15 protein-coding genes and 1 pseudogene are annotated in these 22,653 nt (G+C 47.8%); 5 read left to right on the top strand and 11 right to left on the bottom strand.

What is annotated here, in order from left to right; all coding sequences use genetic code 11:
• Positions 1–13: 13 nt before the first annotated feature.
• Entirely contained in the window at positions 14–2,179 is a 2,166-nt protein-coding gene (locus CFT61_RS14500) for a S9 family peptidase (RefSeq protein ID WP_089545115.1), read from the bottom strand.
• A gap of 221 nt (positions 2,180–2,400) precedes the next feature.
• Here CFT61_RS14500 and CFT61_RS14495 point away from each other — a divergent pair, with 221 nt between their 5' ends.
• Complete coding sequence (locus tag CFT61_RS14495; protein WP_089545114.1) at positions 2,401–3,864, top strand: DUF1846 domain-containing protein; 1,464 nt, start codon at positions 2,401–2,403, stop codon at positions 3,862–3,864.
• A 181-nt stretch (positions 3,865–4,045) separates the two neighbouring features.
• On the opposite strand, the gene CFT61_RS14490 is transcribed toward CFT61_RS14495, so the two are convergent.
• The 6 genes from CFT61_RS14490 to CFT61_RS14465 all read right to left on the bottom strand — a co-directional run bounded on the left by CFT61_RS14490 (position 4,046) and on the right by CFT61_RS14465 (position 9,989).
• Positions 4,046–4,474, bottom strand: a complete 429-nt coding sequence (locus CFT61_RS14490; RefSeq protein WP_089545113.1) for a rhodanese-like domain-containing protein — start codon at positions 4,472–4,474, stop codon at positions 4,046–4,048.
• 76 nt (positions 4,475–4,550) lie between these two features.
• Entirely contained in the window at positions 4,551–5,492 is a 942-nt protein-coding gene (locus CFT61_RS14485) for a HipA domain-containing protein (RefSeq protein ID WP_089545112.1), read from the bottom strand.
• A gap of 15 nt (positions 5,493–5,507) precedes the next feature.
• Positions 5,508–5,864, bottom strand: coding sequence for a HipA N-terminal domain-containing protein (locus CFT61_RS14480; RefSeq protein WP_089545111.1), 357 nt, complete (start codon positions 5,862–5,864; stop codon positions 5,508–5,510).
• A 12-nt stretch (positions 5,865–5,876) separates the two neighbouring features.
• Positions 5,877–6,083: a helix-turn-helix transcriptional regulator gene (locus CFT61_RS14475; protein ID WP_089545110.1), complete on the bottom strand. Its 207-nt coding sequence runs from the start codon at positions 6,081–6,083 to the stop codon at positions 5,877–5,879.
• 287 nt (positions 6,084–6,370) lie between these two features.
• The gene (gene yidC / locus CFT61_RS14470) at positions 6,371–8,308 is read right to left on the bottom strand and encodes a membrane protein insertase YidC (RefSeq protein WP_089545109.1); all 1,938 of its coding nucleotides are present in this window, start codon (positions 8,306–8,308) and stop codon (positions 6,371–6,373) included.
• Between the two features lie 76 nt (positions 8,309–8,384).
• On the bottom strand, positions 8,385–9,989 hold the full coding sequence (locus CFT61_RS14465; RefSeq protein ID WP_089545108.1) for a CTP synthase: 1,605 nt from the start codon (positions 9,987–9,989) through the stop codon (positions 8,385–8,387).
• A 137-nt stretch (positions 9,990–10,126) separates the two neighbouring features.
• Here CFT61_RS14465 and CFT61_RS14460 point away from each other — a divergent pair, with 137 nt between their 5' ends.
• Positions 10,127–11,404 (top strand): DUF3078 domain-containing protein, encoded by a 1,278-nt coding sequence (locus CFT61_RS14460; protein ID WP_089545107.1) that lies wholly within the window; start codon positions 10,127–10,129, stop codon positions 11,402–11,404.
• 234 nt (positions 11,405–11,638) lie between these two features.
• Here the strand turns inward: CFT61_RS14460 and CFT61_RS14455 are convergent, their stop codons facing one another.
• Together CFT61_RS14455 and rlmD are read right to left on the bottom strand one after the other, a co-directional pair.
• Entirely contained in the window at positions 11,639–12,829 is a 1,191-nt protein-coding gene (locus CFT61_RS14455) for a porin (RefSeq protein WP_089545106.1), read from the bottom strand.
• 177 nt (positions 12,830–13,006) lie between these two features.
• Positions 13,007–14,455, bottom strand: a pseudogene (gene rlmD / locus CFT61_RS14450) (23S rRNA (uracil(1939)-C(5))-methyltransferase RlmD); the annotation flags it as partial.
• A gap of 1,260 nt (positions 14,456–15,715) precedes the next feature.
• On the opposite strand from rlmD, the gene ppdK reads away from it, so the two are divergent.
• Positions 15,716–18,436, top strand: a complete 2,721-nt coding sequence (gene ppdK / locus CFT61_RS14445) for a pyruvate, phosphate dikinase (protein WP_089545105.1) — start codon at positions 15,716–15,718, stop codon at positions 18,434–18,436.
• A 716-nt stretch (positions 18,437–19,152) separates the two neighbouring features.
• The gene (locus tag CFT61_RS14440) at positions 19,153–19,800 is read left to right on the top strand and encodes a DUF3256 family protein (protein ID WP_254918995.1); all 648 of its coding nucleotides are present in this window, start codon (positions 19,153–19,155) and stop codon (positions 19,798–19,800) included.
• A 224-nt stretch (positions 19,801–20,024) separates the two neighbouring features.
• On the opposite strand, the gene CFT61_RS14435 is transcribed toward CFT61_RS14440, so the two are convergent.
• Together CFT61_RS14435 and CFT61_RS14430 are read right to left on the bottom strand one after the other, a co-directional pair.
• The gene (locus CFT61_RS14435; RefSeq protein ID WP_089545103.1) at positions 20,025–20,597 is read right to left on the bottom strand and encodes a chromate transporter; all 573 of its coding nucleotides are present in this window, start codon (positions 20,595–20,597) and stop codon (positions 20,025–20,027) included.
• Between the two features lie 12 nt (positions 20,598–20,609).
• Positions 20,610–21,149, bottom strand: a complete 540-nt coding sequence (locus CFT61_RS14430) for a chromate transporter (RefSeq protein WP_089545102.1) — start codon at positions 21,147–21,149, stop codon at positions 20,610–20,612.
• 210 nt (positions 21,150–21,359) lie between these two features.
• Between CFT61_RS14430 and CFT61_RS14425 the strand changes: the two genes are divergently transcribed.
• The gene (locus CFT61_RS14425) at positions 21,360–22,652 is read left to right on the top strand and encodes an MFS transporter (protein WP_089545101.1); all 1,293 of its coding nucleotides are present in this window, start codon (positions 21,360–21,362) and stop codon (positions 22,650–22,652) included.
• Position 22,653 lies beyond the last annotated feature (1 nt).

Genomic DNA, 22,653 nt, shown 5'->3' with positions numbered 1-22,653 from the left:
TTTTTTGTATATGTTATTTCTTCAACCATTTATCCAACCATCCGAAGAAGGTGCGCTGCCAGAGCACGCCATTCTGTGGCTTCAATACCCAGTGGTTCTCATCAGGATAGATAAGAAGCTCGGCTGGAATACCACGCATGCGGGCTGCATTGAAGGCACCCATACCCTGGTTGGCATTGATGCGGTAATCCTTTTCGCCGTGGATGCAGAGAATTGGAGTATCCCACTTATCTACAAACTTGTGAGGACTGTTCTCGTATGTCTTCTTGGCGTTGGCACTCTGATCCTTGTTCCAGTAAGCATCATCATACTCCCAGTTAGAGAACCAGGCCTCCTCGGTATCTGTGTACATGCTCTCAAGGTTGAAAGCACCATCGTGAGCGAGGAATGCCTTGAAACGCTTGTTGTGATGACCTGCAAGATAATAAACTGAGAAACCACCAAAGCTGGCACCTACACAGCCCAGACGATCCTTATCTACGTATGGAAGATTGTTGGCTGCATCGTCGATGGCAGAAAGATAGTCGTTCATGCACTGACCAGTCCAGTCTCCTGAAATCTCCTCGTTCCATGCACTTCCGAAACCTGGAAGACCACGGCGGTTAGGCAATACGATGACGTAACCGTTGGCTGCCATGATCTGAATGTTCCAGCGATAGCTCCAGAACTGGCTGACCGGACTCTGAGGACCGCCCTCGCAGAAGAGAAGGGTAGGGTACTTCTTGTTGGCATCGAAGTTAGCTGGCAACATGATCCATACCAGCATCTGCTTGCCGTCGGTGGTCTTTACCCAGCGCTGCTCGCACTTACCCATGTTCAACTGGCTCAGGATGTGGTCGTTCTCACGGGTAATCTGTTCTACCTTGGTACTCTTGGCATTCTTGCCTGGCGTTACGATGTAGATATCGGTAGGATGACTCATGCTAGCCTTGGTAGCGAGAAGTTTGTTGCCGTTGTTGGCAAGAGCGATGCTTCCGTAGTCTGCCCACTCGTTGGTAATCTGCTTTACTTCGCCCTTGAAGTTAGCCTGATAGAGGTTCAGGGTTCCGTGCCATACGCCGATGAAGGTGAGGCTCTTGTTGTCCTTGTTCCATACGAAGCCCTCTACGTTGGAGTCGAACTTCTCTGATACATAGTTCTTCTTGCCGGTAGCAAGCTCATAGACACAGAGGCGGTTGCGGTCGCTCTCGTATCCGTCGCGAGCCATGCTCTGCCAAGCCACGTACTTGCCGTCGGCAGAGAACTGAGGGTTGATGTCGTAACCAGGATTGTTCTTCAGATTCTCAGGTGCATTTACAGCCTGGTTCTTCATGCTCTTGGTTGCATCAATCTTAGGCTCTACATAACCAGCCTCCTTGCAGAGGTTTTTGGTCTCGCGCGTACCTATATTATATAGGTAGATGTCTGAATCGGTAGAGATGGCATATTGCACGCCCTCCTTCTTGCGACAGGTGTAGGCGATGGTCTTGGAATCCGGACTCCAGGCCAACTGCTCGATGCCACCGAATGGAGCCATAGGACACTCGAAAGGTTCATCCTTCAGGATATCCTCGCCGGCGTTGATGGTGCCATCCTCTGCAACATCAGCCACGAAAGGATGAAGGATACTCTCTACGTAGTGATCCCAGTGGCGATAGTTCATGTCGGTAACGAGACGACCTGTAGCCAGAGGAAGATCAGAAGGATTCTTCTTGATGGTTCCGTGATAAGGCAATTCCTTGATGAGGATTACCTTCTTGCCATCTGGAGAGAAGCGGAATCCCTGGATGCCCAATTCGTCGTTGGTGAGCTGCTTTCTGTCAGTACCGTCTGGGTTCATGCTCCAGAGCTGTCCGCCACGGATGAAGGCAATCTTCTGTCCGCCCTGAATCCAGGCAGCATCAGTCTCGCTCTTGGCATCAGTGGTCAATGCCTTCTGGTTCTTGCCATTGGCATCCATGATGAAGAGCATCTGATGGCCCTTGTTCTCCTTTACACTGTAGTAACCTACCTGGTAAACCACCTGCTTGCCGTTAGGCGAAGCTTCAGCGGCACCGATTCTACCCATCGCCCAAAGAGCTTCTGGGGTCATCAGGTGGTTCTCCACCTTGATGTTGTTCTTTTCAATCATAGTCTGTGCATCGGCTGTATTTGCTCCTATGGTGAGAGCTGCTGCAGCCAGAATCATTGCTTTAATCATATTTTTGTGATTTTATTGAATATTCGGTGCAAAGTTACTGCAAAAATTCGATTTGGCGAAAGGATTGCGAGTTTATTTCTCATTCTTGTGGCTTATCTGTCATTTTTTAGAAACTTTATCTTCATATTTATCTCGTTATTCAATCCTTTTTTGTAATTTTGCAGGCGATTTGTTTTTTAACGATAAGGATATAGAGTTCAACTCAAAGAAAGAAACACAATATGAAGTTAGGATTTGACAACGAGAAGTATCTGAAGATTCAGTCCGAACATATCAAGGAGAGAATCTCACAGTTTGATGGAAAGCTTTATCTCGAATTGGGAGGTAAGCTTTTCGATGACCATCACGCCAGCCGCGTTTTGCCAGGTTTCCAGCCTGATAGTAAGCTGCGCATGTTTCAGAAGATTAGCGATAGCATCGAGATTGTTATCGTGATCAGTGCTGCCGATATTGAGAAGAACAAGAAGCGTGCCGATCTGGGTATCACTTACGATGAGGATGTGCTTCGCCTGCGTGGTGAATTCCAAAACCGTGGTTTTATGGTGGGTTCTGTTGTTATTACTCATTTTAATGGTCAGCCTGCAGCCATCGCCTTCAAGCAGCGCTTGGAGCGTGAGGGCATCAAGACTTACTGCCATTATCTCATCGAGGGTTATCCTCACGATGTAGATCTCATTGCTTCTGATGAGGGTTTTGGCAAGAATGATTATGTAGAGACTGAGCGTCCGCTGGTGATTGTTACTGCTCCGGGTCCTGGTAGCGGTAAGATGGCTGTCTGCCTGAGCCAGCTTTATAACGAGAACAAGCGTGGCGTGCGTGCAGGCTATGCTAAGTTCGAGACATTCCCTGTATGGAATCTTCCATTGAAGCATCCGGTGAACATCGCTTACGAGGCAGCTACTGCCGATCTCAACGATGTGAACATGATCGACCCATTCCATCTGGAAGCTTACAATAAGATTGCCATCAATTACAACCGTGACGTAGAGATTTATCCTGTGCTCAATGCCCTGTTCGAGGGTATCTACGGAAGCAATCCTTACAAGTCACCTACCGATATGGGTGTGAATATGGTGGGCTTCTGCATCTCTGATGATGAGGTTTGCTGCGAGGCTTCCAAGAATGAGATTATCCGCCGTTACTATGCGGCTACCAACAAGTTGGCTGCCGGTGCGTGCAACGAGGCGGAGATCAGCAAGATTCAGATGCTTTTCAAGCAGGCTAATATTACCACGGCTTATCGCAAGGTGACTGTAGCGGCTAAGGATCACAAGAAGGAGACAGGCCATACCTCTGCTGCGATTGAGTTGGAGGATGGAACGATTATCTGCGGTCACAGCAGTGAGTTGCTGGGTTGTAGCGCGGCATTGATTTTGAATGTTACCAAGCATCTGGCTGGCATCGACCACGAGTTGAAGTTGATTCCTCAGTCGATGATTGAGCCTATCCAGCATACCAAGATTAATTATCTCGGCGGTCATAATCCTCGTCTTCATACCGATGAGGTTCTTGTAGCCCTCTCTGTTCTTTCAGAGAATGATGATAACTGCAAGAAAGCTTTGGAGCAGTTGCCTAAGCTCCGTGGCTGTCAGGCTCATTGCACCGTGATGCTGAGTGATGTGGATCAGAAGATCTTCAAGAAGCTCGGAGTGGATATCACCTGCGAGCCTGTGTTGAAGAAGTAAATTCGACCTGTACGGTTGAAATTACCCAATACGCCCTGAAAGGGCAGAAGCTCCTAGCCCAGGGCATCGCCCTGGGTAATTATGAACGCAAACCCGTCGCCCTGTAAGGGCAAAAGCTTTGTTTATTGCCTGTTTCTTTAAAGCTTTTGCCTTTATAGGGCGTTTTGGAAAAGGTACTTTTTTATCTTTCAACCGGCATTCCGAGCTTTGTCCAGTTGAGGATGCCCCCTTCCATATCATATACCTTGAAGCCTTGCTTCTTCATTTTCAGGCATGCACCATGGCTCCGCTTTCCGCTTCTGCAATAGATGTAGTAGGTGCGGGATTTATCCAGCTGCTTGATGCCGGCATCGAATGCCTCGGTATTGAGGTAATCCAGTTGTCGGGCACCAGCCAGATGTCCTTCTGCATATTCCTTGGAAGTGCGGACATCGAGAAGGAAGCTGGTGGTATCCGCCTTTGCCTGGTCTATAAAGGCCTGTGGAGCCAATATGACGATACCATCCGATGGAGCAGTTTTTGCTGATGATGCCGATTTGTCAACCTGTGCTGAGCAGCCGGTGGTTGATAAGCCAACAGCTGCTAAAAGTGATAAGAGTATTTTCTTCATATCTTGTTTTGTTTATACTATTCTTGCTTTTTTTTTCTTGTTAGTTCTGCTTGGCAGAAACAATTACAGAAAGAATTTATCTTAATGCCATGACTCGGCTGAGTATCAGTTTTTTGTATTCCTTCTTCATGCTGTCTGGCAGGAAAGAGGCGTCTATCAGGTCGAGCCATTTCACGATGGAGCGACGGAACTTCTTGGCGATGTTGTTGATTACCTTTTCGCTGAGTCCCGAGGCTGTCATCACCTTGATGAAATCTGATTTCAGAATCTTTCTTTTTCTTCCATTCAGCGTCAGGGCGAGTTCCTCGGTATCTTCTGGCATCACTATCTTCGTGCAGAGCAGGTCGTATGCTGGGGTTAGTCCATAGCCCAGTTTCCTGTTGTTATAGAGCGAGAAGTTCTTGAGGTGCATATCGGCGTTGCCGGTAATCCACGAGAAGATGACTACCTCCCAATAGTTCACGAGATCAAGCTGCGAGAAGGAAGAATACTTCTTGATGAGTTTGGCAACCTGTTCGTAGGAACCTTTGTATTTGTATTCGGTAAGGCGCTCGGATAGCTGGCACATATCTTCCATCGGTACTTTGGTTCCATCATCCAGTCGGTCTATTCTCCGGGTGATGTAACAGAGTTCGCCATCGGCAAAGCGAATCAGTCCATGCGGAACCACGGCGATTTTAGCAGTTTCGGCGAGATGCATCGTGAGGTCTTCGATTTCCGGAAGACAGCGATAGCGGTCGGTTTGGGGCTTGAGGATGTATTTTCCCCAGAGTCCTACAATGGTGAAGCGGGATGGTTCGTTCTTTCCGCCTGGGTTAACATCGAGCGAGAGCTTTGCCTGCACACCGGTCAGGGTGGTCTGGGCACGCACCACTTGTTTTGCCAGGTCGCCTATTTCCTTTCTAATATAGGGTAGGACAGGGGCTTCCTTGGTGCCGAAAAGTTTCTTGGCGCAAGCAGGATGGTAATCTACCTGCCCGGGCTTGAGCGGTTTATAGCAATATAGACATTTCTCCATATTTCTTTTTCCTTTCTAGTTTTGAGATGAAGCATTTGTTCCTTCTACATGTGATTCTGGAACCGGGATGACGCTGACGGCTCCGATGCAATCCTTGCAGCAGGCAAGGAGGAGCGACATTCTATCCCGCTGGTTGATTTTCCAACTGCTTTCTGCGATATTCAGCAGCCATCCTTCGGGGATTAATCCATCGAAGAAGGGAAACAAAACGGTGTCGTGGTAGGGTTCATTGGATAACGGGAGTGTGAGGCTCACGGCTTCGGCGCCATCCGATGCTAGATAATCTGCATCGTAGGCAAAGGTAAAGCCTGTTTCATCTTCCGTCAGCAGGCCTACGTATTGGTCGTAGAGATAAATCTTTCCTTGTTTCATAAAATTCTATTTTTATTCTTTTCTGATGGGAACGGGACCGATTTCCTGACCGAACAAGAGGAGGACTTGGTTTACCTTGTCGAGTCGCAGCGTTTCCTTTCCCTGTTCCAGTTCTCTTACGAATCTGAGGCCTACGCCCGATTTCGCCGCCAGATCTACTTGGGTCAATCCGAATTGCTTGCGCATTTCCTTGACGTATGATGATAATGCATTGCTCATATTTTATTTATTTTATACCCTTTCGGGTAAAATGATACAGGTGGTAATACTATATTATACCCTTTCGGGTAAAATTCTACAGCTAATAATACTATATTATACCCTTTCGGGGACAAATATACGAATAAAAAATGTAAATACCCCCGAAAAGGTATAATTTATAATATCATTTAACAAATTATACCTTTTCGGGGGTAGAAAAGCGAAATATATCCTTTGGAAAATAAAAAAGCGTAACGAATACCTTTACCGGTAATCATTACGCTTTCATTATTATCTAGAAAACTTTATTTTCCGAGATTATTCTTTTTCTCGTTCAGTTCTGCCTGCTTACGCTGCATCTCTTCCTGCTGCTGGCGCTGCAATTCCTGAAGGGCCTGCATTCTTGCCATGAGGCCGCTTGCCTTCTTAGGGTTGTTCTTGTTCTCCTGATAGCGCTTCTCCAGAATGGCGAGGAGCTTCTCGTCGTTGGTGGTCTTGCGCAAGGTCCACATGATTGCGGCACTGAAGAACAAGGAGATGAAGTAGTAGAAGTTCAAACCTGCTGAGTAGTCATTGAACATGAAGAAGAACATCAATGGCATGAGATACATCATCCACTGCATCATCTTCATCTGCTCTGCCTGCTGACCTACCATCTGGTCACGCTGCTGGCGCATCGTCATCCATGAGTACAACAGGTTGGCTACGCAGAAGAGAATACAGGTCAAACTCAAGTGGTCGCCAATCAACCAGATGTTGGTGTTCCACTCGAAGATTGGGTCGAAGGTGCTCAAGTCGTTCATCCACAAGAACTTCTCACCACGAAGCTGGATGGCGTTAGGCACGAAGTTGAACATCGCAACCCAAACCGGCATCTGAATCAGCATTGGCAAGCAACCTGACAGTGGACTAACACCATACTTGGCATATTCTGCCATCATCGCCTGCTGCTTCTGCATCTGGTCCTCAGGCTTGTTGAACTGAGCGGTAGCTGCCTCGAGCTTTGGCTTCAGCACACGCATCTTGGCAGAACTCATATAGCTCTTCTTTACCATAGGGTAGGTGATGAGCTTGAGGAGCAATGTGATGAGAATCAATACGATACCCATTGGGAATACATTGCTCAACCAGTCGAACACATAGAGTGTGAAGAAACGGTTGATCCAGCGGATGATAGGCCATCCCAGATATACGAGCTTCTGGAACTCCAGGTCCTTGCCGAAGGTGCTCTCCTTCTCTGTATTCTTCAGAATCTGGAAGTCGTTAGGACCGAAGTAGAACTCAAACTCAGACGCCTTCTTGCCGGTTGGGTCGAAGGCTGTCTTCATCTTAGCCTGGAACTGCTTCAGGTAGCCCGAACCCTTCTCCTGAGGGATAGAGGTCATGAAGGCATCCTTGTCGAAGTTGTCCTTAGCTACCATAATAGCTGAGAAGAACTGGTTCTTGAAAGATACCCAGTCGATAGTCTCTTCAATCTTCTCGTCGATTTTCTCGCTGCCCTCGTTCAGGTGGTCGGTGCCGCCCTCTGCCTCATGATAGGTGAGGGTGGTGTAGCGGTTCTCGAACATGAAGCCACGCTCCTGCTGGCGCGCCTTGTCGCTCCAGTCGATACTCATCTTGTTGCAGTTAGGTGAGAACAGACCAGCCATTCCCTCAGCCTGCAGGCTCATGTGGAGCATATAGTCGTCGCCGAGGGTATAGGTCATGCTGAGGGTCTTGCCTGGACCAGCCACTGCAGTCATGGTGACAGACTTGTCGGTCACGTTGGATGGTGTGAAATAGAGATCGCTGGTGATGATGTTGGCCTCCTTTGCCTCGAGCATGAACTTGAGGCTCTGGTCGTTGCCGTCGAAGAGTGTAACGTCCTTCTGGTCGGCAGAACCATCTTTCACCTTGAGGTTGTGACCCACGTATCCCTTGATGACTGCCTTCTCGACAGTACCACCCTTGGTGTTGAGAGTCAACTCAACCTTCTCGTTTTTCAAAACTACTTTCTGAGCCTGACCCTTCAGCGCCGAATAGAAGAGGGCTGTAGAGTCTGCCTCAATTTTAGCCTTAGCATTCGCCTGGCGCTTAACAGCGGCAGTCTTGCTGGCTTTTTCCATCTCGGCGTGCTTCGCCTTGGCGATGGAGTCCTGAACGAATGCCGCTCTCTGCTCTTTGGCTGATGGCTGGTTGTACCAGCTAAAGCCTATCAGCACTACGGCAATCAGGAGGAAACCGATAATGTTGTTCTTATTCATTATTATTTTTATTGTTTTATTTTCTCTGAAGCGACAGCAAAGGCCGTGCCATTCTGCTGCCTAAAGCCAGCCTGCGCTATTTCTTGTTAGCGATGGCTGTCTTTACAAAGTCAACAAACAATGGGTGTGGCTTCAATACCGTGCTCTGGTACTCTGGATGATACTGTGTACCGATGTACCACTTCAAGCCCGGGATTTCAACTACCTCTACCAGGTCGCTTTCCGGATTGCGGCCTACGCACATCATGCCGTGCTTCTCGAATTCCTTCTGGAATTCGTTGTTGAACTCATAGCGATGGCGATGGCGCTCCTGGATATGCTCCTTCTTATAGATATTGAACGCGCGACTGCCTTGTCTCAGTACGCACTCATAGGCGCCGAGTCGCATGGTTCCACCCATGTTTGATATGTTTTTCTGCTCCTCCATGATGTCGATGACATTGTGTGGAGTCTTCTCATCCATCTCACGCGAGTTGGCATCCTTGTAGCCCAATACGTTGCGGGCGAACTCGATGACGATCATCTGCATACCCAGGCAGATGCCGAAGGTAGGGATGTCGTGGGTGCGGGTATAGTGGGCAGCGATGATCTTGCCCTCGATGCCGCGCTGGCCGAATCCTGGACAGATGACGATGCCGTCCTGACCCTTCAGCTGTTCAGCCACATTCTCATCTGTGAGATATTCTGAGTTGATGAATGTAATGTTCACCTTGTGGTCGTTGTAGGTGCCGGCATGCGAGAGGCTCTCGCGGATGCTCTTGTAGGCATCCTGCAGGTCGTATTTTCCTACGAGACCGATGTTCACCGTCTCGGTGGCCTTGTTTCTGCGGTCGAGGAAAGTTTTCCATGGACCCAGCGCAGGCTTCTCGCCGATAGGCTCTCCCATCTTGCGGAGGATGGCGGTGTCAAGGCCCTGGTTCTGCATGTTTACAGGCACCTCGTAGATGCTAGGAAGGTCTTCGCTCTGGATTACGCAGTCGATATCTACGTTACAGAAGCTTGCCACCTTCTTCAGGATTCCCTCTTCGAGATGCTTCTCGGTGCGGAGAATCAGAACATCTGGCTGAATACCTACGCTCTGCAGTTCCTTCACGGAGTGCTGGGTAGGCTTTGTCTTCAACTCGCCTGCAGCCTTGAGATAAGGCACATAGGTGAGGTGCACATTGACTGCGTTCTTGCCCAGCTCCCATTTCAGCTGTCGGATAGCTTCCATGTATGGGGCACTCTCGATGTCGCCGATGGTTCCGCCAATTTCGGTAATCACGAAGTCATAGTGATACTTCTTGCCGAGCAGCTTCACGTTGCGCTTGATCTCGTCGGTGATGTGAGGCACCACCTGGATGGTCTTGCCGAGATAGTCGCCGCGACGTTCCTTGTCAATGACTGCCTTATAGATACGACCTGTGGTGAGAGAATTCGCTTTCGTAGTCTGAATACCGGTGAATCGCTCGTAGTGTCCGAGGTCGAGGTCGGTCTCCATACCATCTACCGTTACGTAGCACTCACCATGCTCGTACGGGTTCAGTGTACCCGGGTCGATGTTGATGTATGGGTCAAACTTTTGGATAGTAATGTTGTAGCCTCTTGCTTGAAGAAGTTTACCGATGGATGAAGATATGATTCCTTTACCCAAAGAAGAAACCACACCACCGGTAACGAAGATGTACTTTGTATCAGCCACGATGTTTATAATTTAAATTAGAATTATTTGGGTGCAAAGTTACGATAAAATTATGAATTAGCCAAAATATTTGTAAAGAATGGCGTTGAATTTAGAATTATTTTGTTACCTTTGTGCCCAAATTAGTATATGAAGGAATGAAAATAAGATTTGGATTACTCATTTTAGCTTTGCTTGCGGGTGCTGTGACGGCAGATGCCCAACGTTCCCGCAGGCATAATGTGGTGGTGAAAACTCCATCGATAGTGAAAAGTTATGTGGACTCGCTGGCTCACGTCAGGGAGCGTATCGACTCTACAGAGATGTCTTTGGATGACTCCCGATATGCCATGCTCTTCACCCCACTCACGTATTATCGCTCACCTGCCAATCATTTTCTGCGCCTCCGTCCTGATGGAGGGGTAGGCGATTCGCTTGGCGTGATGCTCGATAAGACCTTGATGGATGTTTATCTCAGCCGACCAGACCTGGTGAAGACTACGCAGCGACACCTGGAAGAGGTGGGCGCTCCGATTGTGGTGGATTCTAAAGCCAAAAAGCCGAAGCGCGACATCATAGAAGAGGTGGCGCCTAAGGTCTTCGAACCGGAAACTGCTCCATCGGACATCGTAATCTTCAAGCCTAACTTCTGGACTTTTGGAGGTGATTACTATCTGCAGTTCCTGCAAAACTATGTATCTGACAACTGGTATAAAGGTGGTGAGAGCAACTACTCTCTATTGGGACGCGTAACGATGCTGGCGAATTACAACAACAAGCAGAAGGTGAAGTGGGAGAATAAGCTGGAGATGCGATTGGGCTACCAGACTTCCAAGGGAGACTCGGTGCATTCGCTCAAGACATCCGACGACTTGATCCGATACACCAGCAAGTTGGGTCTTCAGGCATCCAGAAAATGGTATTATACCATCCAGATGGTGGCGCAGACGCAGTTTGCCCATGGTTACAAGAGTAATGACAAGAAGGTTTATTCCGATTTCTTCTCACCATTCAATCTGAACCTCTCTGTCGGTATGGATTATTCGGTGGATTGGCTCAACCACAGGTTGAAGGGTAGTGCCCATCTGGCTCCTCTGGCGTTCAACTGGAAGTATGTGGGCCGTGAGGATCTTGCCACAAGATATGGTTTGAAGGAGGGACAGCATGGTATGACCGATTACGGTTCTGAGTGTACCTTCGATCTGTCTTGGCAGGTGATGGAGAACCTGAAGTGGAAGACCCGTCTCTGGGGATACACTACTTACAAGCGTGCTGAGATAGAATGGGAAAATACGATTACCTTCCAGTTCAATCGTTATATTTCATCTAATATCTTCCTCTATCCTCGTTTCGATGATGGAGCAAAGCGTAAGGATGATCAGAGCTATTGGCAGTTCAAGGAGTTCATGTCTATCGGATTCTCTTACTCTTTCTAGAGAGATCGCCCCACATGCCCTGTAATGGTTTGCCCCACACGCCCTGAAAGGGCAGAAGCTCCTAGCCCAGGGCAACACCCTGGGTAAAAAAGCGCATTCAACAAGACGCCCTGTAAGGGCAAAAGCTTTAAAGATATCAGAAAGCTTTTGCCCTTACAGGGCGTCTTTTGTATATATATCCTTAATACCCAGGGTGTTGCCCTGGGCTAGGAGCTTCTGCCCTTTCAGGGCGTGTTAGAAGCGGAAGCAGAACTCTGCATCTGCCATGGAGTAATTGTGCTTGGCGAGGGTCTTGTCGTTCACCAATGCATACTCGGTGAGGATGCTGATTCGCTTGCCGATGTGGAAGTTCAAACCTGCCTCATACTGGGTTTTCTGCATGTTGCTCTTGCCGTTAGGCTGATACATGTCGTAACGTGCCTTCACGTCGATACGGCTGTTCTTTGGCAGCTGTGCCAATGGGGCAATGACCAAGCCATATACACCTTGTGCCTTATCGCCGATCTTCTCGTTCAGGCTGCAATCTTTGGCATTGGCATCGTTGAAGTTGGTGATGCTCTTGGCAAATGCCTTGCCGGTAGAGTGGATGTACTCAGAACGAACAGTCCATCCGTCTTTCTTGTATTCGAAAGAGAAGGCGTAGCGGTTCTGGTTGAGGCTGCGAACCTCGTTGGTATGAGTAATCTCTTTGGTGGCACCAGGAGTTACGCTAGAGGTTGGGTCTGCAACGGTTTCCGTCCAGTTGCCCTTTCTTGCATAAGAACCGGTCCATCCAAAGGCACCGATACGCATGCCGCTTACTGGCATTACCCATACGCCACCAATCACATTCTTCTGATTGTCAACGTCCTTGGTGTTGGTTCCCTGTCCGTTGAATACACCAATCTGGTAGTGCAGCAGGTTGCGGCCGTTGGCATTCTTGAGGAAGTCACCCTGGAGCTGCAGACCTATGTCACGACCGTTGGAAGCGTGTTCGCCGGCACGGTCGCTGAAACCCGCCAACTTGCTCACGTTCTGTGAATAACCCATAAAGCCCTGGTCGATAGGATGCATCGGATTCTCGAAGGTAAATGGGTTCTTGAACTGACCAATCTTCACCTTGAAATAGTCGTACTTCTGCCATTCTGCAAACAAATCCACCATTCTTGGACTTGAACCCAGGTTGGAAGTGTTGCCGTTAAACTGAATCTGAGTCTTCCAGTAGAAGTCGTCTGCAATGCGACCCTCCAAGGCGATACGGCCCATTCGGATGTTGAACGAGTTGGACTCAGCGTTCTTCTGTCCACTATACTGGTACTGGATCATGCCATATCCCGACAATTTCACATTGCTTAACCATGAAGGCAATTCGATGGTCTGCTTCTTTTGGGCGCTGGCTGAGACCGTAGTCAAAGCCATGAGCGCCAGGATGATACCTTTTTTCATCTTATTTCTATTTTGTTTTTAGGTTTATTTCTTGGCAGCGAGTTCCTCTGCTGTGAGGTCTTCTGCTTTGGCTGCTTCCTGGGCGAGCTTCTCTGCCTCCTTGGCAGCCTTGGCTTCTGCTATCGCCTTCTCACGCTCTTTGCGCTCCTTCTTCTTCTGCTTGATTTCAGCATCGCTGCGCTTCTCGAGCAAAACGACGTTCTCTACATGAGGTGTATGAGGGAACATATCTACCGGCTGAACGGCAGCTACCTTGTAGTGGTCGTCCATCAGCTGCAGGTCGCGAGCTTGGGTAGCTGGGTTGCAGCTTACATATACGATGCGGTTAGGTGCTGCGTTCAGAATCACGTTCACTACATCAGGGTGCATGCCGGCACGTGGAGGGTCGGTGATGATGACGTCTGGACGACCATGCTGAGCGATGAATTCGTTGGTCAGAATATCCTTCATGTCGCCTGCATAGAAGAGGGTGTTCTCAATGTTGTTTACCTGGGAATTCACCTTGGCATCCTCGATAGCCTCTGGCACGTATTCGATGCCGATTACCTTCTTTGCCTTGTGAGCCACGAAGTTGGCGATGGTTCCGGTACCGGTGTAGAGGTCATAAACCAGCTCGTTTCCGGTGAGGTTGGCAAACTCGCGAGCTACGCAGTAGAGGTGGTAAGCCTGCTCGGTGTTAGTCTGATAGAAACTCTTTGGACCCACCTTGAATTTCAGGTCCTCCATCAGCTCGAAGATGTGGTCGTTGCCCTTGAAGAGGCTGAGCTCCAGGTCGTTGATGGTGTCATTTCCCTTCTGGTTATCTACATACATGAGTGATGAAATCTGAGGGAACTTGTCTGCCACCTGCTGCATCAGTTCCAGCGCTCTCTGCTCATCACCCTCCTCATCATAGTGGAACTGGAATACGAGCATCCACTCGCCTGTGTTCGAATTGCGGATCATCATGTCGCGGAGCAATCCGTGCTGCTCACGAAGATCGTAGAAGGTATAGTTGTGAGAATCTGCATATTCGAAAACGAAGTTGCGGATTTCGTTGCAGAGGTCATCCATCAGCCAGCACTTCTTAATAGGATAAATCTTGTCGAAGGCTCCGGTGATATGGAAACCGATGGCGTTCTGGGCGTGGCGCTCCTTGAGAGAAGTTACGGTATCATCCTCTTTCTGAGGAAGTTGAGCCAACTCTTCTGAAGTAAACCAGCGCTTGTTGCTGCATCCGAACTCAATCTTGTTACGGTACTCCTGGGTCTTCACGCTGCCCATGATAGGGCGGAACTCAGGGAGTTCGATCTTGCCGATGCGGGTGAGCTGGTCTTCCACCTGCTTCTGCTTCGCCTTGATCTGTTCCTCGTAAGGAAGGTTCTGCCATTTGCAACCGCCACAGATGCCGAAGTGCTCGCACATAGGCTCCTGTCTTACGTCGCTCTTCTTGATGAAGCGAACTACCTTCGCCTCGCAATACTTATGTTTTTTCTTAACTACCTGCAAATCTACCACATCGCCAGGCACGCAGAAAGGCACGAAGATGACCTGGTCATCTACGCGAGTGATGCACTTACCCTCGGCTGCTACGGCCTCGATGGTGATGTTCTCCAAGAGAGGTAATGGTTTACGTTTTCTTGCCATAATTCAAATTTGTTTTTTTATGGCTGCAAAGTTAATACATTTTTGCGAGAAACGAAAGAGTTGTCCCGGTTTTTTTCAGTCTTTGTCCCGGATGTTGTGAGGTAGAGAGGAATGAATGGTGGGGGAGATAGGAGGGGAAAGGGAAAGGAAAAGGAGAGAAAAAGGTGAAAAAGTGAAAGTGAAAAAGTGAATGGTGAACGAGGTGAATGGTGAACGAGGTGAATTTGATGAATATGATGTATGCAGCGAATGGCAAAAAGGTCAAAAGGTCAAAAGGTCAAAAGTGACTTTTCGTAAAAAGAGATGGGTTGATGCCTGTTTCTTGAATATTCTGGTATAAGATTTCTTCTATATATAATAAAGTAGTACTTACGCGCGTACATTATTAAATGCTTTTTTGATAATTAATGGTATTTAATAGTCTTAATCTTGATATTTGATTATTGTTATATGATGTTTAGGATTCGTCTCATTTCTGTTCTTTGAAAAATCACATTCGCAAAACCGACTGATTCACCCAATTCACCATTCACCTCGTTCACCTTTTCACTTTCACTTTTTCACTTTCACTTTTTCCCTTTCACATTTTCACTTTTGTCAAATGTGACTTTTGACCTTTTGACCTTTTGACCTTTTGACTTTTTGACTTTTTCTAGAACGCAAGTCCGCTAGGCGTCCCGCCGGATTTGCAATCCGGCGTTAAAAAATGTCCTAACCTATTTCGGCTCTGCGGATTTGTAATCCGCAGCAAAGGAGTATGCTTTTTCTTTTATAGGGGGATTACAAATCCCCCGTTGTCTATAGGTCGAACCTTTTTTAACGACGGATTGCAAATCCGCCGGGACGCCTGCCGGGGTCAAATCCGCCGGGACGCCTGGCGGAAGACTTTCTTATGACACACCCTCACCTTTCCTCTCCCGGTGCCCATTTTCCTACGTCGCGACGTAGCAATTCCTGCGTCCCGACGTAATAATTCCCGCGTCGCGACGTAGGAAAAGGCGGCCCTGATGGGGTATTCTGCCTCTCAAACTGTCAGAATCTCTTTCTTTGTCAACTTATAAATTCCTCTCAATCGTTGCATATTGATAGTAGATTGTTAAAAATAGTCCCGTGTGTGCGACAACAGTGTGAAATGTAATCTCGAGATAGCAAAAAAGAGTATAAAAGTTTGGTAGTTTCAGAGAAATGTTGTATATTTGCATCATCAACAAAAAATTGATAATAACTAGAATTATATAAAATTTTTGAACCTATAACAAAATGAACGAAAAAAGAGTTTATACGTTCGGCAATGGACAAGCCGAAGGAAATGCGAAGATGCGTGAAGTTCTTGGCGGTAAGGGTGCGAACCTCGCCGAGATGAACCTTATTGGTGTACCTGTTCCTCCAGGTTTCACCATCACAACTGATACCTGTAACGAGTATTATGAGGTTGGTGAGGAAAAAATCAAGGAACTTCTTCAGGACGAAGTAACTGCCGCTGTAGCTCATACAGAGGCATTGATGAACTGCAAGTTCGGTTCCGTAGAGAATCCTCTCCTCGTTTCAGTACGTTCAGGTGCTCGCGCTTCTATGCCAGGTATGATGGATACAATCCTCAACCTTGGTTTGAATGATGAGGTGGCTGAGGGTATGGTCAAGAAGACCGGTAATCCTCATTTCGTTTACGATTCATATCGTCGTTTCGTACAGATGTACGGTGATGTTGTTATGGGTCTTAAGCCAGTTAACAAGGAAGATATCGACCCATTCGAGGCTATCATCGAAAAGGTGAAGGAAGAGCAGGGGGTTACTCTCGACAAGGACCTCTCTGTAGAGTCTCTCAAGAAGCTCGTTGAGCTCTTCAAGGCTGCTATCAAGGAGCAGACTGGCCAGGATTTCCCTACTAACCCAATCGATCAGCTTTGGGGTGCTATCTGCGCCGTGTTCCGTTCATGGATGAACGAGCGCGCTATCCTCTACCGTAAGATGGAAGGTATTCCTGATGAGTGGGGTACAGCAGTTTCTGTCATGGCGATGGTATTCGGTAACATGGGTGAGACTTCTGCTACTGGTGTTTGCTTCTCTCGTGACGCAGGTAATGGTGAAAACCTCTTCAATGGTGAGTATCTTATCAATGCACAGGGTGAGGACGTAGTAGCTGGTATCCGTACACCACAGCAGATTACAAAGATCGGTTCTCAGCGCTGGGCTGAGCGTGCTGGCATCTCTGAGGAGGAGCGCGTAGCTAAGTATCCTTCTATGGAAGAGGCTATGCCTGAGCTTTACAAGGAGCTCGACGCTCTCCAGGATAAGTTGGAGCACCACTATCACGATATGCAGGACATGGAGTTCACCGTACAGGAAGGTAAGCTCTGGTTCCTCCAGACCCGTAACGGTAAGCGTACAGGTACCGCTATGGTGAAGATTGCTATGGATCTCCTTCACGAAGGTATGATTGATGAGAAGACAGCTATCCTCCGCTGTGAGCCTCAGAAGCTCGATGAGCTTTTGCACCCAGTATTCGATAAGCTGGCGCTCTCTAGAGCTAAGGTCATCACTCAGGGTCTCCCAGCTTCTCCAGGTGCTGCTTGCGGTCAGATCGTATTCCACGCTGACGATGCTCAGGAGTGGCACGAGGATGGCAAGAAGGTCATCATGGTTCGTATCGAGACTTCTCCTGAAGACCTCGCAGGTATGTCGGCTGCCGAGGGTATCCTTACCGCTCGTGGTGGTATGACTTCTCACGCTGCCGTTGTGGCCCGTGGTATGGGTAAGTGCTGCGTATCTGGTGCTGGCTCTATCAACGTTGACTACAAGACTAAGACTGTTGAGATCGAGGGCGTAGTTTACAAGGAGGGTGATTACATCTCTCTGAACGGTACTACAGGTCAGGTTTATGCAGGACAGATTGAGACAAAGGCTGCAGAGCTTTCAGGCGACTTCAAGGAGCTGATGGACCTCTGCGACAAATATACAAAGATGGAGATCCGTACCAATGCAGATACTCCACACGATGCTGAGGTAGCTCGTGCATTCGGTGCCAAGGGTATCGGTTTGACACGTACAGAGCACATGTTCTTCGATGATCAGAAGATCGTTGCCATGCGTGAGATGATTCTGGCTGACTCTGTTGAGGGTCGTGAGAAGGCTCTTGCCAAGCTCCTCCCATATCAGAAGGCTGACTTCTACGGCATCCTCAAGGCTATGGATGGCTGCCACGTGAACATCCGCTTGCTCGACCCACCTCTCCACGAGTTCGTACCACACGATAAGGCTGGTCAGGAGACCATGGCTAAGGAAATGGGCGTAAGCATAGAGGAAATCAAGAAGCGTGTGAACTCTCTGGCAGAGAACAACCCAATGCTCGGTCACCGTGGTTGCCGTCTCGGTATCACATTCCCAGAGATTACAGCTATGCAGACTCGTGCCATCCTCGGTGCAGCTTGCGAGTTGAAGAAGGAAGGTTACAACCCATGTCCAGAAATCATGGTTCCGCTCATCGGTACTGTTCAGGAGCTCAAGCAGCAGAAGGCTATCATCCTCGCTACTTCTAAGGAGGTATTCATCGAGTACGGCGTAGAGGTTGAGTTCGAGATCGGTACAATGATTGAGATTCCTCGTGCTGCCCTTACAGCAGGTCAGATTGCAGAGGAGGCTCAGTACTTCTCATTCGGTACTAACGACTTGACACAGATGACCTTCGGTTACTCTCGTGACGACATCGCTTCATTCCTCCCTGCATACATGGAGAAGAAGATCTTGAAGGTTGACCCATTCCAGGTTCTCGACCAGGAGGGTGTTGGCCAGCTCATCAAGATGGCAGTAGAGAATGGTCGTGCTACCCGTCCTAACCTCCGCACAGGTATCTGCGGTGAGCACGGTGGTGAGCCTTCATCAGTTAAGTTCTGCGCTAAGGTTGGTATGAACTATGCTTCATGTTCTCCATTCCGTGTGCCTATCGCACGTTTGGCTGCGGCGCAGGCTGCTGTTGAGGAGTAAATCTTTTCTGAAGAAGATAAGTACGATTAATAGATTAGATAATTTGAGGGGGAAGTGTTTCGCCAGAAACACTTTCCTCTTTTTCGTTTTTTAGCGATTGTTGGATAGAAAAACACGAAAAAACTTGCAGATTACAATTATTTTCTGTACTTTTGTCGGAAAATAGAGAAATATGGAAGGATTGGTTATGATTTATGTGACGATTACGGTCGTTGCAGGTGCTATAGCACTTTGGCTTCATGCAAAATGGGGCAAGAAATTCTTGGAGAATCTCTAATGGATAAAAAATGCCGCAGTATCGCTATGTTTTAAAACAACGTTTACCAGCTGATGGGGAAGGGTAGAAGCCTGATTTTCCCGGCACGCCCTGAAAGGGCAGAAGCTCCTAGCCCAGGGCAGCGCCCTGGGTAATAGTTGTTGTAGCTCTGCGCCCTGTAAGGGCAAAAGCTTTAAAAATATAGCTGCAGTATGGAAGCTTTTGCCCTTACAGGGCGTAATTACCATCTCTATATTATCCCCAGGGTGTTGCCCTGGGCTAGGAGCTTCTGCCCTTTCAGGGCGTATGGGGCTTACTTGCGAAATTTAGTAAATAATTTAAAGGCTTCAAAAATGAATACATTGGCTTTAACTTTTGCCGTGTGCTCAATAGTAGCATTGGCCTTTCTTGCATGGCTCTTTACCCCTTGGGGAAAGAAGTGGTCGAAGGAATTGTAAAAATGAAGAAGATAAAATATATATTATGCGCTTGCCTGATGATGGCAAGCTTGGGCATGGAAGCCAAGTCGATGAAAGACCTGCTGGTTTCGATGCCTGATGAAGTAATGCCTTGTCTCAACAAGAATATGCGACTCGAATTTGCTGAGTTGCAGGAGATGGGAGTGAAGGCTGAAGTGAAGAATCTCCTGGAAGAGGTGAGCGTGATGGATACGCTGACCCAGGACTTCGTGCAGATCCGTATGACCAAGGCTTCTACCTTGCAGGTGAAGAAGTTGCCTGTGGAAAACGGAGATTCCGTGCTCTGCGTAGTCAAGACTTTCGCTGGTCCCGAGAAGGAGAGTGAGCTCTATTTCTATAATCAGGATTGGAAGAAGATGGATGCCACTCGTCTCCTGGATGGTAAGCGAATGGAGGATCTGGCAGAAAGCCTTATCCAGAAACCGGATACGATGAGCGAAACTCGCTTTGCAGAACTGAAGGCGATGATAGAACCGAGAATGGTGAGCGCCTTGCTTTTGCAGAACGAAAACTCGCTGGTTGTACGCCTGTCTTTGCCATTGCTCTCTGCTGAAGATAAAAAGGCAGTAAATGCAATAAAATTGCAAAGAAGCTTTAAATGGGATGGAAAATCCTTTAAAGAAAGTTAATTCTTTGTAGGTTTTTGCAATAAAATATGGAAAGTTGCAGGATTATTTGTAATTTTGCAACGTGTTTTTCATGGTATTAGATTATTAAGGTTAATAAAAGATTGGTTGTCGGGAGACAATCAATTTTTTTTTGCCCTTTTCTGAAGGCTTTAGCCCTTTACTTTTCTCTTCGTCCGATGACCGCTGGCTCTGGATGTATGGGATGTTTTAGAAGGGTGGGTTGTTTAGAAGATAAACAACCCGATGATTCCACAGATGAAAAGCAGCAATATCGGATTTGCCTTTTTGGCCTTGGTGAAATAGAAGGCACCCAGGAACAATGCTACGCTGGCACCGAAAGCAAATGGATCTTCTGTTGGCGATCCAAAATTCTCCTTATTCATCAAGAGCACAGCTGCTGCAGCAATCAATCCGATGATGGCAGGGCGAAGACCTGCGAAGATGTCCTTTACTATCTTGGAATCCTTGTGAGTCATCAGATAACGGCTGATGAGAATCATAATGATAAATGGCAGCCACATGATGGAGAGGGATGCCAGGAAGGAACCCGCCCAGGCTGCCCAGGTAGGATAACCGGCATGAAGACAGGAGGTATAGCCCACGTATGTGGCGCAGTTGATGCCGATAGGACCCGGAGTAGATTGGCTGATAGCCACGATATCCGTAAACTCGGCATTGGTGAGCCAATGGTTCTTTACTACGGTTTCGTTGTGGATGAGCGAAAGCATCGCATATCCACCACCAAAATTAAATGTACCAATCTTGGTAAATATGATAAATAACTTCAGAAATAGCATTTTTCTTTATCTTTAAACTTTAAATGTATCCTTGTACTTGCCATAAAGCCAGCCAAGCACGCCGGCGGCTATGATAATATAGATAGGCGAGATGCCGAATGCGGCAATCAGCGCACAGCATACAAACGGAATCCAGATGTTGTAGCGGTTGATGTTCGCCGTCTTTGCCATCTTGAAACAAGGAGCCGCAATCAGCGCCACCACGGCCGGACGAACACCCGCAAAGAACTTGCCCACCCAGTAATTATCCTTAAACTGCTGGAAGAACATGGCGATGATGAGAATGGCGATGATAGAAGGCAGGGCGATGCCGACAGCTCCCACTATGCCGCCCCATACACCCTTCATCTTGTAGCCGATATGGCTCGCCATATCAATGGCGAAGATGCCCGGGGTAGTTTGAGCCACCACCATGATGTCCATAAATTCCTGTTTGTCCATCCATCTGTTTTTATCCACGAATTCTCTCTCCATGATAGGTATCATGGCGTAGCCTCCACCTAGCGTAAAGGCACCAATCTTATTACACGTAAGGAAAAACTTTAATAACATTTTATCTTTTGTTTTGATTTCGGCTGCAAAATTACATATTATTTGTTAAATAAACTAGCTTTTTTGCGGATATTCTTAAAAAATCTGCGTTCTTTAAGAGATTTTGTGTATCTTTGCAAGATATAATCTGCAATGGCGTATCCCTTGAGAAGGAGGACGCAGCAGACAGAAAAAGAATATTAAAACCATAAGGAAATATATAATAAGAAAATGAATCTAAAAGTTCGCTTGGCGCTGATGAACTTTCTGGAGTTCGCAGTTTGGGGAGCCTATCTCACATCTATGGGCAACTATCTCGGCAAGGCCGGGATGGGTGCTGAAATCTCCTGGTTCTATACCATCCAGGGTATAGTTTCTATCTTCATGCCTACATTGATGGGTATTGTTGCTGACAAGTATGTGCAGCCGCAACGCCTCTTGGGCTATTGCCATCTCCTGGCTGGCTTGTCGATGATAGCTCTTTTCCTGATGGGAGAGGCGAGTGCTACTCCTAACGAGACTGTCTTCATGACGATCTATACCTTCAGCGTAGCTTTCTATATGCCTACGCTGGCGCTGTCAAATACTTCGGCGTTCACCATTCTGAAGAATCATGGACTTGATACCGTGAAGGATTTCCCTCCAATCCGCGTCTTCGGTACCGTAGGATTCATCCTTACCATGTGGATTGTCAACTGTGCAACCTGGGATAACGGTTCGTTTATGTTCCTCTTTACCGAGAATGCACATAAGTTCCAATACACCCACTTCCAGTTCCTGGTATCTGGAGTATTGGGCATCGCCCTCTTCCTCTACTGCTTCAGCCTGCCACAGTGCCCGTTGGTGAAGAAAGAGGCACGCAGCTGGATGGAGACCTGGGGCTTCGATTCCTTCAAGCTCTTCAAGAGCCGCGAGATGGCGATGTTCTTCATCTTCTCGGGTCTGCTGGGTATGAGCCTGCAGGTAACCAATGGTTATGCTACTCCGTTCATCACCAGTTTCAAGGGCGATCCTTCGATGCTGGATACATTTGCAGCCAATAATGCCACTCTCCTGGTTTCTATCTCCCAGGTGGCAGAGGCACTCTGTATTCTCCTGATTCCATACTTCCTCAAGCGCTATGGTATCAAGGTAGTGATGCTCATCGCTATGTTTGCATGGGTATTCCGCTTCGGATTCTTCGGATTGGGTAACCCTGCTTTCCCAGGCGTAACCCTCTTCATACTCTCATGCATCGTCTATGGTGTGGCATTCGATTTCTTCAATGTGTCGGGTGGACTGTTCGTAGATCAGAAGTGCGAGCCTAAGGTGCGTGCTTCTGCCCAGGGACTTTTCATGCTGATGACCAATGGTTTGGGAGCCTCTGTTGGTACAATTCTTGCAGGACAGGTAATCAACCATTATTGTCATTGGGAGAATGGATATTTGATGGGCGATTGGCAGACTTGCTGGTTTATCTTCGCAGGTTATGCACTCGTGGTCGGTGTAGCCTTTGCCGTATTGTTTAGACCAAAGAAAGGATAAT

Source organism: Segatella copri, assembly GCF_002224675.1.
In the GTDB taxonomy this organism is placed as follows: domain Bacteria; phylum Bacteroidota; class Bacteroidia; order Bacteroidales; family Bacteroidaceae; genus Prevotella; species Prevotella copri_U.
The sequence above is the reverse complement of the archived record's forward strand: the minus strand, read 5'-3'. Positions and strand labels throughout refer to the sequence as shown.